This window comes from Mesorhizobium sp. PUT5, from assembly GCF_052216645.1.
Taxonomy (GTDB): Bacteria; Pseudomonadota; Alphaproteobacteria; order Rhizobiales; family Rhizobiaceae; genus Mesorhizobium.
The window spans coordinates 338,164-353,475 of record NZ_JBQOSO010000003.1; the positions used below are offsets into that span (position 1 = coordinate 338,164).

12 protein-coding genes are annotated in these 15,312 nt (G+C 67.8%); 10 read left to right on the forward strand and 2 right to left on the reverse strand.

Going from position 1 to position 15,312, the window contains the following annotated elements; all coding sequences use genetic code 11:
* Nucleotides 1-81 precede the first annotated feature (81 nt).
* On the forward strand, nt 82-4,887 hold the full coding sequence (locus ACTDI4_RS03230) for an NAD-glutamate dehydrogenase (RefSeq protein ID WP_442839782.1): 4,806 nt from the start codon (nt 82-84) through the stop codon (nt 4,885-4,887).
* A gap of 58 nt (nt 4,888-4,945) precedes the next feature.
* On the opposite strand, the gene ACTDI4_RS03235 is transcribed toward ACTDI4_RS03230, so the two are convergent.
* A complete protein-coding gene (locus tag ACTDI4_RS03235; protein WP_442839783.1) occupies nt 4,946-5,437 on the reverse strand; it encodes an L-2-amino-thiazoline-4-carboxylic acid hydrolase in 492 nt (163 codons plus the stop codon).
* A gap of 49 nt (nt 5,438-5,486) precedes the next feature.
* The gene (locus ACTDI4_RS03240; protein ID WP_442839784.1) at nt 5,487-5,810 is read right to left on the reverse strand and encodes a YMGG-like glycine zipper-containing protein; all 324 of its coding nucleotides are present in this window, start codon (nt 5,808-5,810) and stop codon (nt 5,487-5,489) included.
* A 123-nt stretch (nt 5,811-5,933) separates the two neighbouring features.
* Between ACTDI4_RS03240 and ACTDI4_RS03245 the strand changes: the two genes are divergently transcribed.
* The 9 genes from ACTDI4_RS03245 (at nt 5,934) to ACTDI4_RS03285 (ending at nt 15,308) form a co-directional block, all read left to right on the forward strand.
* Entirely contained in the window at nt 5,934-7,250 is a 1,317-nt protein-coding gene (locus ACTDI4_RS03245; protein WP_442839785.1) for a GAF domain-containing sensor histidine kinase, read from the forward strand.
* Nucleotides 7,250-8,002, forward strand: a complete 753-nt coding sequence (locus tag ACTDI4_RS03250) for a response regulator (protein WP_442839786.1) — start codon at nt 7,250-7,252, stop codon at nt 8,000-8,002. Before ACTDI4_RS03245 ends, ACTDI4_RS03250 begins: the two co-directional genes overlap by 1 nt.
* Nucleotides 8,003-8,122: 120 nt before the next feature.
* Complete coding sequence (locus ACTDI4_RS03255) at nt 8,123-8,314, forward strand: tautomerase family protein (protein ID WP_442839787.1); 192 nt, start codon at nt 8,123-8,125, stop codon at nt 8,312-8,314.
* 3 nt (nt 8,315-8,317) lie between these two features.
* Nucleotides 8,318-9,202: an SMP-30/gluconolactonase/LRE family protein gene (locus ACTDI4_RS03260; protein WP_442839788.1), complete on the forward strand. Its 885-nt coding sequence runs from the start codon at nt 8,318-8,320 to the stop codon at nt 9,200-9,202.
* Between the two features lie 57 nt (nt 9,203-9,259).
* The gene (locus ACTDI4_RS03265; protein ID WP_442839789.1) at nt 9,260-10,273 is read left to right on the forward strand and encodes a substrate-binding domain-containing protein; all 1,014 of its coding nucleotides are present in this window, start codon (nt 9,260-9,262) and stop codon (nt 10,271-10,273) included.
* Nucleotides 10,274-10,342: 69 nt separating this feature from the next.
* Nucleotides 10,343-11,812, forward strand: coding sequence for a sugar ABC transporter ATP-binding protein (locus ACTDI4_RS03270; RefSeq protein ID WP_442839790.1), 1,470 nt, complete (start codon nt 10,343-10,345; stop codon nt 11,810-11,812).
* A 1-nt stretch (nt 11,813) separates the two neighbouring features.
* Nucleotides 11,814-12,791, forward strand: coding sequence for an ABC transporter permease (locus ACTDI4_RS03275; protein WP_442839791.1), 978 nt, complete (start codon nt 11,814-11,816; stop codon nt 12,789-12,791).
* Between the two features lie 17 nt (nt 12,792-12,808).
* Nucleotides 12,809-13,747 (forward strand): ABC transporter permease, encoded by a 939-nt coding sequence (locus ACTDI4_RS03280; protein WP_442839792.1) that lies wholly within the window; start codon nt 12,809-12,811, stop codon nt 13,745-13,747.
* A gap of 277 nt (nt 13,748-14,024) precedes the next feature.
* Complete coding sequence (locus tag ACTDI4_RS03285) at nt 14,025-15,308, forward strand: MFS transporter (protein ID WP_442839793.1); 1,284 nt, start codon at nt 14,025-14,027, stop codon at nt 15,306-15,308.
* Nucleotides 15,309-15,312 lie beyond the last annotated feature (4 nt).

Consider the following 15,312-nt stretch of genomic DNA (forward strand, 5'->3'; position numbering starts at 1 on the left):
GCCGTCAAACCTTTGTCGCCAAAAGCCGGCCATCTGCTACGATAGCCGCAACACCGCGTTCGACGGGAGGAAATTCACGTCATGGCCAGCCTGAAATCCGCAACCAAGCCCAGCAAGACCGGCGCGAGGAAGGCAAATGCGGAAAAGGTGGCGGACAAGAAGCCCGCGCGGCTTGTCGATCATCTGCTTGCCCGCGCTCCCGCGGAGGACCTTGCCGCCTACACCGCCGCCGACCTGGCGCGGGCGGCCGAGCTTGCGGAACGGGCGATGGCCCGCCATCGCCACGGCGAAAGCGTCATCGCCGTCGATGCCGACGCCGGCATCTCCCGGCAGGGGCGGCCGCTCACGGTGGTCACCGTCGTCAACGACAACATGCCGTTCCTGTTCGATTCCATCCTCGGCGAGGTGGCCGACGACGCCGGCGAGCCGACGCTCGTCACCCATCCGGTGTTCACGGTGAGCCGCGGCGGCAACGGTGCGGTGGAAGAGATCCTCGACGAAGGCAGCCATATCCGCGACGACGGCGCGCATGAGCGGCTGAGCGTGGTGCAGATCCATGTCGGCCGGCTGAACGAGGCCCGGGCGCAGGAACTGTCGGCGCGTCTGGCCAAGGTGCTGGCGCAGGTGCGCGATGCCGTCGTCGACTGGAAGCCGATGCTCGCGCGTCTCGACCAGGCGATCTCCGACTTCCGCTATGCCCCGATCCCGCTTGACAAGAAGGGCGTGGCCGAGGCGATCGCCTTCCTGGAATGGCTGCGCGACGACAACTTCACCTTCCTCGGCATGCGCGAGTTCAACTATGTCGGCGGGGAGAAGAGCGGCACGCTGGAACTGGCCGACAAGCCCGGCCTCGGCATCCTCACCGATCCGGACGTGCTGGTGCTCAGGCGCGGCACCGAGGCGGTGACGACGACGCCCGAGATCCGCGCCTTCCTGCACGGGCCGGAGCCGCTGATCGTCACCAAGGCCAACGCCAAGTCCTCCGTGCATCGGCGCATCTATCTCGACTATATCGGCGTCAAGACCTACGACGGGAACGGAAAGCTGGCGGGCGAGCTGCGCATCGTCGGCCTGTTCACCTCCACCGCCTATACGCGCTCGGTGGCCAACATCCCCTATCTGCGCTCCAAGGCCGAATCCGTCATCGCCAAGTCGGGGTTCAACCCCGAGGACCATTCCGGCAAGGCGCTGATAAACATTTTGGAAAGCTATCCGCGCGACGAGCTGTTCCAGGTGCCGGTGCCGGTCCTGCGCAAGCATGCCGAGGCGATCCTGGGCCTGATCGACCGGCCGCGCGTGCGCGCCCTGGTGCGCGTCGACCAGTTCGATCGCTTCGTGTCCGTCCTCGTCTTCGTGCCGCGCGACCGCTACGACAGCGTCGTGCGCGAGAAGGTGGGCGCCTATCTCAAGACCGTGTTCGACGGGCGCCTGTCGGCCTACTACCCCGCCTTCCCCGAAGGCGGCCTGGCCCGCATCCACTTCATCATCGGCCGCTCCGGCGGCAAGACCCCGAAGGTCGAGCAGGCGGCGATCGAGGCGGCGATCCGCGACATCGTGCGCACCTGGGAGGACGCGCTGGCCGAGGCCGCCGAAGCCGCCGGCAGCGATCCCGCGCTCAAGCTCGTCGCCGCGCGCTTCCCCGAAAGCTACCGCGACAGCTTCTCGCCGGCGGTCGCGCTGGTCGATGCCGGCCGGGTCGCGGCGTTGGACGCCGCCAATCCCATCTTCATCGACTACTATCGCGACGCCGGCCAGACGCCGGAGCAGGCCTCGCTGAAGATCTACCATCACGCCAGCCCGGTGGCGCTCTCGCGGCGGGTGCCGTTGCTGGAGAACATGGGTTTTCGGGTCATCAGCGAGCGCACCTTCGAGATCGTGCGCGAAGCCGGGGACAAGGTGTTCATCCACGACATGGAGCTGGAAAACGCCTATGGGCGGCCGGTGGACCTGTCCGACGGCGGCGCCCTGTTCGACGACGCCTTCCTGGCCATCTGGCGCGGCGAAGTCGATAATGACGGCTACAACTGCCTCGCCCAGACCGCGGGCCTGCGCTCGGACGAGATCCGCATCCTGCGTGCCTACGGCCGCTATCTCCAGCAGGCCGGCATCCCGCAGAGCCAGGATTTCATCGCCGCTGCGCTGAACCGCTATCCCGAGATCGCGCGCGGCCTCTACGAGCTGTTCGTCGCCCGGCTCGGTCCGGACGGCCATGGCGAGGGCGCGGCCGCGGCCCGCCACATCGGGGCCAGGATCAAGGATGCGCTGGAAGACGTCCCCAACATCGACGACGACACCATCATCCGCCGCTATCTCGACCTGATCGAGGCGTCGCTGCGCACCAACCATTTTGTGCCCGGCAAGAAGGAGCAGGGCTGGTCGCTGGCGATCAAGCTGGATTCGCGCGCCATTTCCGGCCTGCCCGAGCCGCGGCCGTGGCGCGAGATCTTCGTCTACGGCGCCGAGGTGGAGGGCGTGCATCTGCGCTTCGGCCCGGTGGCGCGGGGCGGCCTGCGCTGGTCGGACCGCGCCCAGGACTACCGCACCGAGGTGCTCGGGCTGGTCAAGGCGCAGCAGGTGAAGAACGCCGTCATCGTGCCCGTGGGCGCCAAGGGCGGCTTCTATCCCAAGCGCCTGCCCGTCGGCGGCAGCCGCGACGCCGTGTTCGAGGCGGGCCGCGCGGCTTACGTCAACTTCGTCTCCAGCATGCTGTCGATCACCGACAATATCGGCATCGACCACATCATCCCGCCCGAGGGCGTGACGCGGCAGGACGGCGACGACCCCTATTTCGTCGTCGCCGCCGACAAGGGCACGGCCACCTTCTCCGACACCGCCAACGCGATTTCCGAGAAGCACGGCTTCTGGCTGGATGACGCCTTCGCCTCCGGCGGTTCCGCGGGCTACGACCACAAGGGCATGGGCATCACCGCCAAGGGCGGGTGGGAAGCGGTGAAGCGGCATTTCCGCGAGATGAACCGCGATATCCAGACCACGCCCTTCACCTGCGTGGGCGTCGGCGACATGTCGGGCGACGTGTTCGGCAACGGCATGATGCTGTCCGACCAGACGCGGCTGATCGCCGCCTTCGACCATCGTGACATCTTCATCGACCCCGATCCGGACCCGGCCGCCTCCATGGCCGAGCGCAAAAGGCTGTTTGCGCTGCCGCGCTCGAGCTGGCAGGACTATGACAAGGCCAGGCTGTCGAAGGGCGGCATGGTCATCTCCCGTAGCCAGAAGTCGGTCACGCTTTCGCCCGAGGCGGCGGCCGCCATCGGCATGGACAAGAAAGTGGCCACGCCCGTCGAGATCATGCGCGCCGTGCTGGCCGCGCCCGTCGACCTTCTGTGGTTCGGCGGCATCGGCACCTATCTGCGCGCCTCCGACGAGACCAACCAGGAGGTGGGCGACCGCGCCAACGACGCCATCCGCATCACGGCGGCGCAGGTGCGCGCCAAGGTGATCGGCGAGGGCGCCAATCTCGGCGTCACCCAGCGCGCGCGCATCGAATTCGGCCTGAAGGGCGGGCGCAACAACTCCGACGCCATCGACAATTCCGGCGGCGTCAACTGCTCGGACGTCGAGGTCAACATCAAGATCGCGCTGGCCTCGGCCATGCGCAAGGGCACGCTGGAACGGCCGGCCCGCAACAGGCTGCTGGCCGACATGACCGGCGAGGTGGCGCGGCTGGTGCTGTCCAACAACTACCAGCAGACGCTGGCGCTGTCGCTGGCGCGCAAGCGCGGGCTGGCCGACATCGCCCACCAGGGCCGCTTCATGGCGGCGCTGGAAGGCCGCGGCCTGCTCGACCGCACGGTGGAGAACCTGCCCTCCGCGGCCGCGCTGGCCGAGCGCGAGGCGCGCGGCGAGCCGCTGACGCGGGCGGAACTCGGCGTGCTGCTGGCCTATGCCAAGATCGTGCTGTTTTCCGACATCGTCGCCTCCGACGTGCCGGACGACCCGCATTTCGAGCGCGACCTTATGGGCTATTTCCCCGACCGCATGGCCAAGAAATTCGCCGACGACATCCGCGGCCATCGCCTGCGGCGCGAGATCATCGCCCGCGTCGTCGCCAACGACCTCGTCAACCGCGGCGGGCCGTCCTTCGTCAACCGGCTGGAGGAGGCGACCGGACGCAGCGCCGCCGACGTGGTGCGCACCTTCGCCACCGTCCGCGACGGCTTCGAGCTGCCCGCGCTCTATGCCGAGATCGACGCGCTGGACAACCGCATGGACGGCCAGCTCCAGCTCGACCTCTACCAGATGGTCAGCCGGCTCATCTTCGTCACCACCGGCTGGTATCTGAAGAACGACACCGGGGCCGCCCCGCTTGCCGACCGCATCGCGCAATTGCGGGAAGCGCGCGCGGCGCTGGAGCCGAAGCTTCTGCCTCTGCTGCCCGAATTCACCCGCGCCCGCATCGAGGAGAAGAGGCTGGAGCTTTGCACGGCCGGCGTGCCGGAAAAGCTGGCGGAGAGGCTGGCGCTGGCCGACATCGCCGAACTGGTGCCCGACATCGCGCTTGCCGCACGCCAGGCCGGCGCGGACATGGCGGCCGCCGCAAAGGCATTCTTCGCGGCCAGCGAGGTCTTCCGCATCGCCCGCATCGAAGATGCGCTGCACGCCATCTCGCCGTCGGACTATTACGACCAGCTTGCTCTGTCGCGCGCCGGCGACGTCATCGGCGCTGCCCGGCGCGGCATCGCCGTCGCCGCGCTGACGGGCCACGGCACTGCCGCCGAACCGCTGACGGCGTGGCTGGAGGCGGGCGGCGAGCGCATCGCAACGATCCGCGAGCGGCTGCAGGCGCTGACCGAGGGCGGCGACATCACCGTGTCGCGGCTGTCCGTGGCCGCGGGGCTGATGAGCGATCTGGCCGGAAGGTAGGGGCAAGCCGTCGGTCCTGCCCCGAGCCGGCTGCAGAGGCGCGGCCGGCCGGCGGCCGCTATTTCGCGTCGCGCCTGTAGGTGTAGCGGAAGGTGCAGCGGGGCGCCCCGGCCATGATGGTGTGCTGGCGGTCGAGTTCGATGTTGCGATCGTAGCCCTGGCAGAAGGTGCCGTCGCGGTTGCACGACATCAGATGCCCGATGTGCCCGAGCCCCATTTCGCGGTACATCTCCGCATAGCGGCACCGGGTGACATCGAAATCGAAGGTCGAATCGGAGGCCTCCAGCACCTCGATCTCCAGCGCGCCGTTGGTGGTCCACAGATCGTAGAGCTTGATGAAATCGGCCATGCTGGTGATGCCGCCGGGCGCGCGGCGGGCGAACTGCTCGCCTTCCGCCACCGCCGCCTTGCGGATGGCCGCATCGAGGATGGACTGCGCCTTGTCTTCCCCGATGGCGGCGACCATCTCGGCATAGATCGGTCCGATCACCTCGGCCTGGAGCCGACGCCTGGTCAGCGTCGGCAGGTCTTTTCCGTCTTGCGACGCCATTGGCCATCCTTTCCGGGGATGCGGACCGGCTGTCGGTCAGGCGGCCGGATCAGTAGCCGCCATTGTTATAGTAGCGCTCGTCGCAGGGCGCCGTATAGATGCGGCCATTGCGGTCCTGATAGCGGCACATTTCCTCGCCGCGCGGCTGCGGCCCGGTGGAGGTGGCGGCCACCGCCCCGAGCAGGGCTCCGGCCCCTGCCCCGATCAGCGTGCTCTTGGTGTCGCGGCCGATGGCCTGCCCGACGAGCGCGCCGCCGGCTGCGCCGAGGGCCGCGCCCGTTCCCGCCCTCTGCTGCTGCTCGGTCTGGGAACAGGCAGCCAGTGCGGCCGACAGAGCCACGACGGCGGCGGTGGAAATCCTGCGAAGCTTCACGTGCGATCCTCTCCTTTGGCCACGTTGCGGGGACCATAGCCGGCGAAGATGAACGGAAGCTGACTGCGGCACGGCCGCAAGCGGACGGCGCCGGCTTTGGGGATTTGACAAGCTCGCCGGAGGGTGTCCACTATCCGGAGCGGACGGGAGGAGGAACCTGGGATCGCAAAGGACGTCTCTCCCCTGCTGGTAGAGCGCCTGCTCGTGATCGCGCGGGCACTTGCCGGCCATATCGACCCCGGCGCGGCCTTCCGGGCCACCGCGGCGGAGATAGGCGAACTCATCCCTCACGACCATATCGACGTCGCCGTGCTGCTGCACGACCGGCGCAAGCATGCCTGCTACGAGGCCGGCTGCCAGACGAGCTGGAGCGAACTGGCCGCCAACCCCCTGCCCACGGATCTCAGTCCCGTGCGCTCGGTGCTGCGCGGCGAGGTGGCCCATCTGCTCACGCCCGATGCATTGTGCGATGCCCGCTTCCATTTTCCCGGCGCCCTCGACGAGCCGATCTTTTCGGCCGGCCTGCGCAGCCGCATCATCGTGCCGATGCGGGCGCGCGGCGACATCGTCGGCACGCTCGACATCAGCAGGCACGATCCCGGCTGCTATACCTTCGCCGACGTGGAGACGGCCCAGCACTGCGCCGATTTCATCGCGCCCTATATCTACGCCCTGATCCAGAGTGAGGAGGCGCGGCGCGCCATGCTGGCCGAGAGCGAGGCGCGCAACCACGCCGAGCTGCTGCGCGTCGGCGCCTCGCGCCTGACCGAGGGCATGGAGCGGGAGCGGCGGCGCATCGCCATGGACCTACACGACCAGACGCTGGCCGATCTCGCCCGCGTGGTGCGCCAGGTCTCGGCGCTGCACCGGCAGGGCGTGGCGCGTGTCGCACAGCTTGCCGAACTCGAGCGCGAGATCGTCAACTGCCTGGCGGAACTGCGCCGCATCGTCGACGACATGCGGCCTGGCGTGCTGGAACTGTTCGGGCTTCGCGACGCCATCGAGGCGCATCTGAACCGCAGCGTCAGCAGGGCCTCGCCGCCGATCGCCGTGCGCATCGACGACACCAGCGCCGGCGCGGCCGACCGGCTCTCGCAGGAAATGCGCACCGCCCTTTACCGGATCGTGCAGGAGGCGATCAACAATGCCGTCCGCCATGCGCAGCCGGACCGGATCGAGGTTCGCATGGAGGCGAGCGACAGGTCGCTGTGTGTGATGGTGAGCGACGACGGCATCGGCTGCGGCACGGTGGACCCCGAGGCGAGCGGCGGCATCGGCCACATGCACACGCGCGCCGCCTTGATCGGCGCGCGCCTGCGCATCGGCCGCGCCTCCCGCAGGGGCGGCACGCGGGTCATGGTGGAGGTGGCGTGGCTGCCGGCGGCAATGGCGGCGCCGGCGGTTGCCGCAAGGCCGGCCGAGGCGATCGGGAGCGTGTGATGCTGGTCATGATCGCCGAGGACGACGGCCTGCACCGCAGCTTTGCCCGCACGATCGTGGAGCGCCTGTGGCAGGGCGCGGTAGAGGTGATCGAGGCCACCAATGGCGACGAGGCGATCGATCTCGGTATCCGGCTGGCGCCTTCCCATGTGGTGCTCGATCTGCAGCTTCCGCGCGCCACCGGCATCGAGGTCGCGCGCGCCCTGTGGAGCCGGCGCGCCGACATCCAGATCCTGTTCTGGTCCAATTTCGCCGACGAATCCTATGTGCGCGGCGTGGCGCGCATCGTGCCGCCGGGCTCCGTCTACGGCTATGTCCTGAAATCGACGTCCGAGGAGGGCATGCGTTCGGCCCTGCGCGGCGTCTTCAGCGAAGGCCACTGCATCATCGACCGCGAAGTGCGCGGCATCCAGAGCCGCGTGCAGGACCGCCTCGAGGGGCTGACCGACGGCGAGTACGAAGGCCTCATCGACATTGCGCTCGGCCTCACCGACAAGGCCATCGCGGCGCGGCGCGGCCTCTCGACCCGCGGTGCCCAGGCCCGCCTGAAGCATCTCTATGAAAAGCTCGGCGTGGCGCCGGACGGAACCGGCACCGACAAGGCCGGCTCCACCTTCAACTCGCGCACGCGGGCGATCTACCTCGCGCTTGCCCGCGGCATGATCAACATCGACGCGCTGCGGCGCGAGCAGGAGAAGCTGGACGACTGGCTGGCGGCCGGGCCACCTGCGGGCCAGCGCTGGCCGCAATAGCGCAGAGGCCACGAAAGAACTGTGCGTTTGCACAGTCGGCGTTGCGGCTTGGCACCTATCGCCGCCGCATGCTTGCGCCTAATCTCTGCCGCGTGGGAACGAACAGGCTGGGAGGAGACCATGCCCTTCGTCAACATACGTATTCTCAAGGGCCATTCGCAGCAGCGCAAGAACGAGATCGCGCGCCGCGTCACCGACGCGGTCAGCGAGGTGGCTGAACTGCCCAGAGAGGCGATCTGGGTGGTGTTCGAGGATGTTGCGGCCGCCGACTGGTATGTCGCGGGCACGACCGTGGAAAAGCCGGGAAGCTAGGCCATGCCGAGCGTCACCCGCGAGCCCGGCTTCGGCGACGTGGTCGGCGAAGAGGCACTGGAAAGGCTGGCGACCGGCTTCGGTTTCATCGAGGGGCCGGTGTGGCACCCTTATGAAAAATGGCTGGTCTTCAGCGACATGCCCAACAGCCGCATGCATAGGCGCGCGCCGGACGGCACGATCGCGGTTTTTCGCGAGCCGAGCAACAAGGCCAACGGCAACACGCTCGACCGGCAGGGTCGGCTGCTGACCTGCGAGCATGCGACGAGCCGCGTGACGCGGCTGGAGCCGGACGGCAGCCTGAGCGTGCTCGCCACCCATTTCAAGGGCAAGGAACTGAACAGCCCCAATGACATCGTGGTGGCGACCGGCGGGTCCATATACTTCACCGATCCGAGCTACGGCCGCATGGAATATTACGGCGTGCCGCGCCCGCAGGATCTTGCCTTCCAGGGTGTCTACCGGATGGAGGAGGATGGCTCGGGCCTGACGCTCCTGGTCGACGATTTCGCGCAGCCGAACGGCCTGTGCTTCTCCCTCGACGAGGCGCGGCTGTTCGTCAACGACACGGAACGCCGGCACATAAGGGTATTCAGCGTCACGCCGCAGGGCACGCTGACCGGCGGCGCCGTGTGGGCCGAGACCCACGGCGTGGAGCCCGGCGCACCCGACGGCATGAAGATCGACAGTTGCGGCAATCTCTATTGCTGCGGCCCGGCCGGCATCCATGTCTTCGATCCGTCGGGCCATGCGCTCGGCGTCGTTCGGGTGCCCGAGGTGGTGGCGAACTTCACCTTCGGCGGCGACGACCTGCGCACCCTGTTCATCACCGCGTCGAGTTCGCTCTACAGTCGCAGGGTGCGCGTGCCGGGGCTGAGATTGTTTTGAGCCGGCGCAGTCGGCGCCGGTGGATGGAGATGGTTGGAACAACAAGGGGAGCGTGAAATGAAGAAGCTGTTCGTACTGGGTGCTCTGGCCGCCATGCTGGCCTCGGGCACTGCGCTGGCCGACACCAGCGGCAAGAAGATCGCCTTTTCCAACAATTATGCCGGCAATTCCTGGCGGCAGTCCATGCTCAAGAGCTACGATGTGGTGACCAAGAAGGCCGTCGCCGACGGCGTCGTCGCCGCGGCCGACGTGTTCACCACCGCAGACCAGGAAGTGCCCACGCAGGCGGCGCAGATCCAGAACCTGATCCTGCAGGGCTATGACGCCATCGTCATCAACGCGGCCTCGCCGACCGCGCTCAACGGCGCCATCAAGCAGGCCTGCGACGCCGGCATCGTCGTCGTCTCCTTCGACGGCATCGTCGACGAGCCCTGCGCCTATCGGGTGGTCGTCGACTATGTCGACATGGGCAAGCAGCAGATCGAGCAGATGGCGAAGTTCCACCCCGAGGGCGGCAACCTGCTCGAGATCCGGGGCCTTGCCGGCACCTCGATCGACGACGCCATCCACAAGGGGCTGGAGGAAGGGGTGGCGGCCCATTCCCAGTTCAAGATCGTGAACTCGGTGACCGGCAACTGGGACCAGACCACGGCGCAGAAGGCGGTGGCCACCGTGCTGCCTTCCCTGCCCGACATCGTCGGCGTCGTCACCCAGGGCGGCGACGGCTATGGCGCGGCGCAGGCCTTCGCCGCGGCCGGCAAGCCGCGCCCGACCATCATCATGGGCAACCGGCAGGACGAGCTGCAGTGGTGGAAGGAGCAGAAGGAGAAGGACGGCTACACCACCTGGTCCGCCTCCATCGCGCCGGGCGTGTCGACGCTCGCCTTCTGGGTGGCCCAGCAGGTGCTCGACGGCAAGACCGACACCCCCCACGACCTGACCGTGCCCTACCTCGTCTTCACGCAGGACGATTTCGAGGCCGCTCTGCCGAACATTCCCAAGGGAGGCGTCGCCAGCCACGAATACACGCAGGAGGATGCGATCGCCGCCATCAAGGAGAACATGAAGTGATTGCGGCGGTGCCGGCGTGCGCCTAACCTGAGACCGGACGTTCGAGGCAGGAACCTTCGAGGAGAGCCGGTGCCAGCGACCCAACGCACCATCGTCAGGCTGGACGGCGTCGAAAAGCACTTCGGCGCCGTTCGCGCGCTGGACGGCGTCGACTTCGCGGTCGATCCGGGCGAGTGCGTCGGGCTGATCGGCCATAACGGCGCGGGCAAGTCGACCCTCATGAACCTGGTCGCCGGCACGCTCGCGCCGAGTGGCGGGCGCATCGCCGTCGGCGGCTCGGCCGAGGACAGCTATTCGGTGGTCCGCGCCCAGAAGCTCGGCATCCGCTGCGTATTCCAAGAGCTTTCGCTCTGCCCCAATCTCAGCGTGGCGGAGAACACGCGCATCAACCATCCGTCGCTGCGCGGCTTCGGCTGGCGGCGCAAGGCCGCCGCCCTCATCCGCGCCAGGCTGGACGAGATCTTTCCGGGCCACGGCATCGAGGCCTCCGACATCGTGCGCGACCTTTCCATCGGCCGGCGCCAGATGGTGGAGGTGGCGCGCGCCTTCACCATTACGAAGGACCCGCTCGACCTGGTCATCCTGGACGAGCCGACCTCGTCCCTCGATGCGCACACGGCGGGGCAACTGCTTGCCTTCGTGCGCCGCTTCGTCGCCGCCGGCGGAAGCTGCATCCTCATCTCGCACGTGCTGGGCGAGGTGCTGAGGAACGCGGACCGCATCGTGGTCATGCGCGACGGCAAGGTGGTGGCGGCGGACGCCGCGGCTTCGTTCGACCGCGACAGGTTGGTGACGCTGATGGGCGGCGACGCCCTGCGCGAGAAGGCGGCCGTCGAGCTGCGGGAGGAACGGAGCGAGCCCGGCTCGCTTCGCGTCCGTGCCCGTCCGGCCCGCCAGGATGGCGACAAGGAGCTTCTGGCGCATGAAGGCGAGATCATCGGGCTTGCCGGGCTCGCCGGCCACGGCCAGACGGAACTTCTGCTTGAGGTGTTCTCCGCGGCCGCGCGGCGCCGTGCCGGCGTGCAGGTGACGGCGCCTGTGGCGCTGGTGGCGGGCGACCGCCAGTCGGACGGCATCTTCCCGCAATGGTCGATCGCCGAGAATATCGGCATCCGCTCGCTTTCCCGCTTGCGCGAGGGCTTGCTGATCTCGCCCCGGCGCGAGGCGGAGATGGCCCGCCGCTGGCAACAGCGCATCGGCATCCGCACGCCGGACATGAACAACAACATCCTGTCGCTCTCCGGCGGCAACCAGCAGAAGGCGCTGTTCGCCCGCGCGCTCGGCTCGGATGCGCGCATCGTGCTCATGGACGACCCGATGCGCGGCGTCGATGTCGGCACCAAGCTGGAGGTTTACGATCTGGTGCGCGAGGAGGCGCGGGCCGGCCGCACCTTCCTGTGGTACACCACCGAGACCGAGGAGCTGGAGAATTGCGACCAGATCTATGTGTTCAAGAATGGCCGCATCGTCGCCAATCTGAGCCGGGGCGAACTGACGGAGGAGAAGATCATCCAGTCCTCCTTCGGCGAGGAGGCCTGAGATGACGACGGCTTCCGCCGAGACCGGTCGCAGGGCGCCGGCATCCGCCATGACGCCCCGCGCCCGCATGCTGAGGGCGCTGCTGCCGGCGCTTTCGCTGGCGCTGGTGCTGATCGCCATCGCCTGGCTCAATCCGCGCGCCATCTCCTATTTCGGCTTCAGCCTGATGCTGAACCTCGCCATTCCGATCGCGCTGGCCACCATCGCGCAGATGTTCGTGATCGCCGGCAACGAGCTGGACCTGTCGATCGGCACTTTCGTCGGCTTCGTCGGCTGCGTGACGGCGACCTGGCTGCGCGAGGCCCCGCTTTTCGGCGCCGCCGTGCTCGCCGCCTCCATCGGCGTCTATGCGCTTCTGGGCGCCCTCATCCACCTGCGCAACCTGCCCTCGATCGTGGTCACGCTGGGCATGAGCTTCGTGTGGCAAGGGCTGGCGATCCTCATCCTGCCGAAGCCGGGCGGCCAGGCGCCGGCCTGGCTGCTCGGGCTCATGGGCTTCAAGCCTCCGCTGATGCCGTTTCCGATCATCGCGGCGATCGTGATCGCGCTGGTCGTCCATGTCGGGCTCATGCGCACCTCCTACGGCGCCATATTGCGCGGCTCGGGCGGCAATCCCGCAGCGCTCGGGCGCGCGGGCTGGTCGCTGCTGAGGACCAAGGTGACGCTGTTCGCGCTGGCCGGCCTGTTCGGCGTGCTCTCCGGCCTGTCCCTGATCGGCATCACCACGTCGGGCGACGCCAATATCGGCAACGGCTACACGCTGCTCTCCATTGCCGGCGTCATCCTCGGCGGTGGCGAATTCATGGGCGGCATCGTCTCGCCGGTGGGCGCGGTGATCGGCGCGCTGACGCTGGCGCTGGCGGCCTCGCCGCTTCTCACCTTCATGCACATCCCGCCGGACTGGCAGGTGGCGGCCAACGGCGCCATCCTGATCATCGTGCTTGCCGCCCGTGTGCTCATCAGCCGCAAGGGAAGCTGACCATGGAGCGCGCGCCGATGGCAATTCTCGCCAGGCCCTGGATCTGGTCCTTCATCGGTGCGGCGCTGGTATGGCTCGCCACTGTCGCCTTCACCGGCGGACATGGCGGCGGCGGCATGATCACAGCCGCGCTTTCGCTGGCCGTGTTCATGGTCATCGTCGGCGTCGGGCAGATGTTCGTCATCACGCTGGGGCCGGGAAATGTCAACCTGTCGCTGCCGGCCAATATCGGCCTCGCCTCGGCCGTCGCCATGACGGTCATGGACGGCCAGGACAGCCTGATCGCGCTCGGCCTTGCTGCCGCCCTGGCTTGCGGCGCAGCGATCGGCGCCGCCAACTATTTCCTGATCTGGGCGCTGCGCATCCCGCCGATCATCGCCACCCTGTCGGCAAGCTTCATCATCCAGTCGATCGACATCTCCTTCGGCCGCGGCCTGCAGATCAAGCCGCCGCCCGGCTTTGCCGCCTTCACCAATCTGCAGGTTCTCGGCGTGCCGGTGCTGGCCATCCTCACCGTGCTGTTCACCATCGGGGCCGGCGTCGCGCTCAACCGCATGATCTACGGCCGTTCGGTGCTGGCCATCGGCCAGAACATCCGCGCCGCCTGGCTCGCCGGCGTCAAGGTCGGCGGCATCCGCTTCCTCACCTATACGCTCTGCGGCATGCTCGGCGGGCTCAACGGTGCCTTGCTGGCAGGCTATTTCCGCGGCGCCAGCGTCAACCTCGGCAACGAATACCTGCTTGCCTCCATCGCCGTCGTGGTCATTGGCGGCACGTCGGTCGCCGGCGGCAAGGCCAACGTGCCGGGCGTGTGGGGCGCGTCGCTGTTTCTGGTGCTGCTTTTGACCATGCTCAACACCTTCGGCGTCAGCGCCGGCGTGCGCCTGCTGCTCACCGGGCTCATCATCGTCGGTGTCATCACGGCGGCCGGCGGCCAGACGCCGGCGTCGCGATGAAGGAAAGGCGCCGCAGCGGCCGGAGACTGCGACCCGTATCAGCCCTGGCTGGGATGAGGGCGTGTCCGGCCGGTGACGCGACAGCGGCCGTCCCCGGCCGTCACGCGACCTTGCAGCGTTTTCGTTTGCAGAAATGCAAAGAAACACGGCCTTGTCACTGGCAATCATTTTTGCATAGACTGTCGCAAGGAAAGTAGACCGCCGGTTTCCTGCAACTATTGCGGGGGTCGGGCGCGGAAATTTGCGAGTCCAGTCCACCGTCCGTTGCAGAGGTGTGATGTCCGGATTTCGAAGCTACATCGTTCTGCTCGCCACCACCTGGGCGTTCACCGTCTGCTTCGCCGTCTGGATGATGTTCGGCGTGACCGGCATTCCCATCCGCGAGCAACTGGGCCTGAACTCCGTCGAGTTCGGCCTGCTCACCGCGACGCCCGTGCTGACCGGGGCGCTGTTCCGCCTGCCGCTCGGCATCTGGACCGACCGCCTCGGCGGGCGCCGCCTGATGCTGGCGCTGCTTCTGGGCTGCGCCGTTCCGGTCTGGATCTCCTCCTATGCCGTGGCCCTGTGGCAGTTCCTGCTGCTTGGCCTGGCGCTGGGGCTTGTCGGCGCATCCTTCTCGGTCGGCACGCCCTATGTGGCGCGCTTCTTCCCGAAGGAGAAGCGCGGCTTCGCCATGGGCTTCTTCGGCGCCGGCACGGTGGGCGCGGCGCTCAACATGTTCGTCGCGCCATGGCTGATCGACGCCTATGGCTGGCAGATGGTGCCCAGGGTCTATGCGGTGGGCCTGGTGGCGACGGCGGCGATCTTCTGGATATTTTCCGCAGCCGACCCGGCACGGGCGGCAGCTTCGCCTTCCATGCTGTCGCAACTCGGCGTGCTGCGCGATCCGCGCGTGTGGAAATACTGCCAGTATTATTCCATCGTCTTCGGCGGCTTCACGGCGCTGTCGATCTGGATGCCGCAATATTTCAAGTCGGAATACGGGCTCACCATCGCCCAGGCATCGCTGCTCGCCGTCTGCTTCGCCCTGCCTGCCGGCGTCTTCCGCGCCTTCGGCGGCTGGCTGTCCGACCGCTTCGGCGCGCACAGCGTCACCTGGTGGGTGCTGTGGATCGCCTGGATATGTCTCTTCCTGCTTTCCTACCCCCGCACCGAGCTGACGATCCACACGATCCGCGATCCCATCAGCTTCGGCATCGCGCTGCCGGCCTGGTTCTTCACGCTGCTGCTGTTCGTGCTTGGCATCGCCTTTGCCTGCGGCATGGCTTCCACCTTCAAATATATCGGCGACGATTTTCCCGACAACATGGGCGCGGTGTCCGGCATCGTCGGCATGGCCGGCGGTCTCGGCGGCTTCCTCTTGCCGATCATGTTCGGCGCCATCCTCGACCGGCTGGGCTTCAATTCGAGCTGCTTCATGCTGCTTTACGGCATCGTGTGGGTGTCGCTGACGCTGAACTACCTCACCGAGGTGCGGCGCGCCCCGGTCATGGGCGAGAATGTCCTGGGTGAGAATGTCATGGGCGGGGAGGCGGCGCAGCCGAAACCCTCGCAAGCCTGACGCC

Excerpts from the sequence above, each read along its gene's own strand:
- ACTDI4_RS03230 (WP_442839782.1), top strand. The coding sequence starts at position 82 with ATGGCCAGCCTGAAATCCGCAACCAAGCCCAGCAAGACCGGCGCGAGG.
- ACTDI4_RS03235 (WP_442839783.1), bottom strand. The coding sequence starts at position 5,437 with ATGGCGTCGCAAGACGGAAAAGACCTGCCGACGCTGACCAGGCGTCGG.
- ACTDI4_RS03250 (WP_442839786.1), top strand. The coding sequence starts at position 7,250 with ATGCTGGTCATGATCGCCGAGGACGACGGCCTGCACCGCAGCTTTGCC.
- ACTDI4_RS03255 (WP_442839787.1), top strand. The coding sequence starts at position 8,123 with ATGCCCTTCGTCAACATACGTATTCTCAAGGGCCATTCGCAGCAGCGC.
- ACTDI4_RS03260 (WP_442839788.1), top strand. The coding sequence starts at position 8,318 with ATGCCGAGCGTCACCCGCGAGCCCGGCTTCGGCGACGTGGTCGGCGAA.
- ACTDI4_RS03265 (WP_442839789.1), top strand. The coding sequence starts at position 9,260 with ATGAAGAAGCTGTTCGTACTGGGTGCTCTGGCCGCCATGCTGGCCTCG.
- ACTDI4_RS03275 (WP_442839791.1), top strand. The coding sequence starts at position 11,814 with ATGACGACGGCTTCCGCCGAGACCGGTCGCAGGGCGCCGGCATCCGCC.
- ACTDI4_RS03280 (WP_442839792.1), top strand. The coding sequence starts at position 12,809 with ATGGCAATTCTCGCCAGGCCCTGGATCTGGTCCTTCATCGGTGCGGCG.
- ACTDI4_RS03285 (WP_442839793.1), top strand. The coding sequence starts at position 14,025 with ATGTCCGGATTTCGAAGCTACATCGTTCTGCTCGCCACCACCTGGGCG.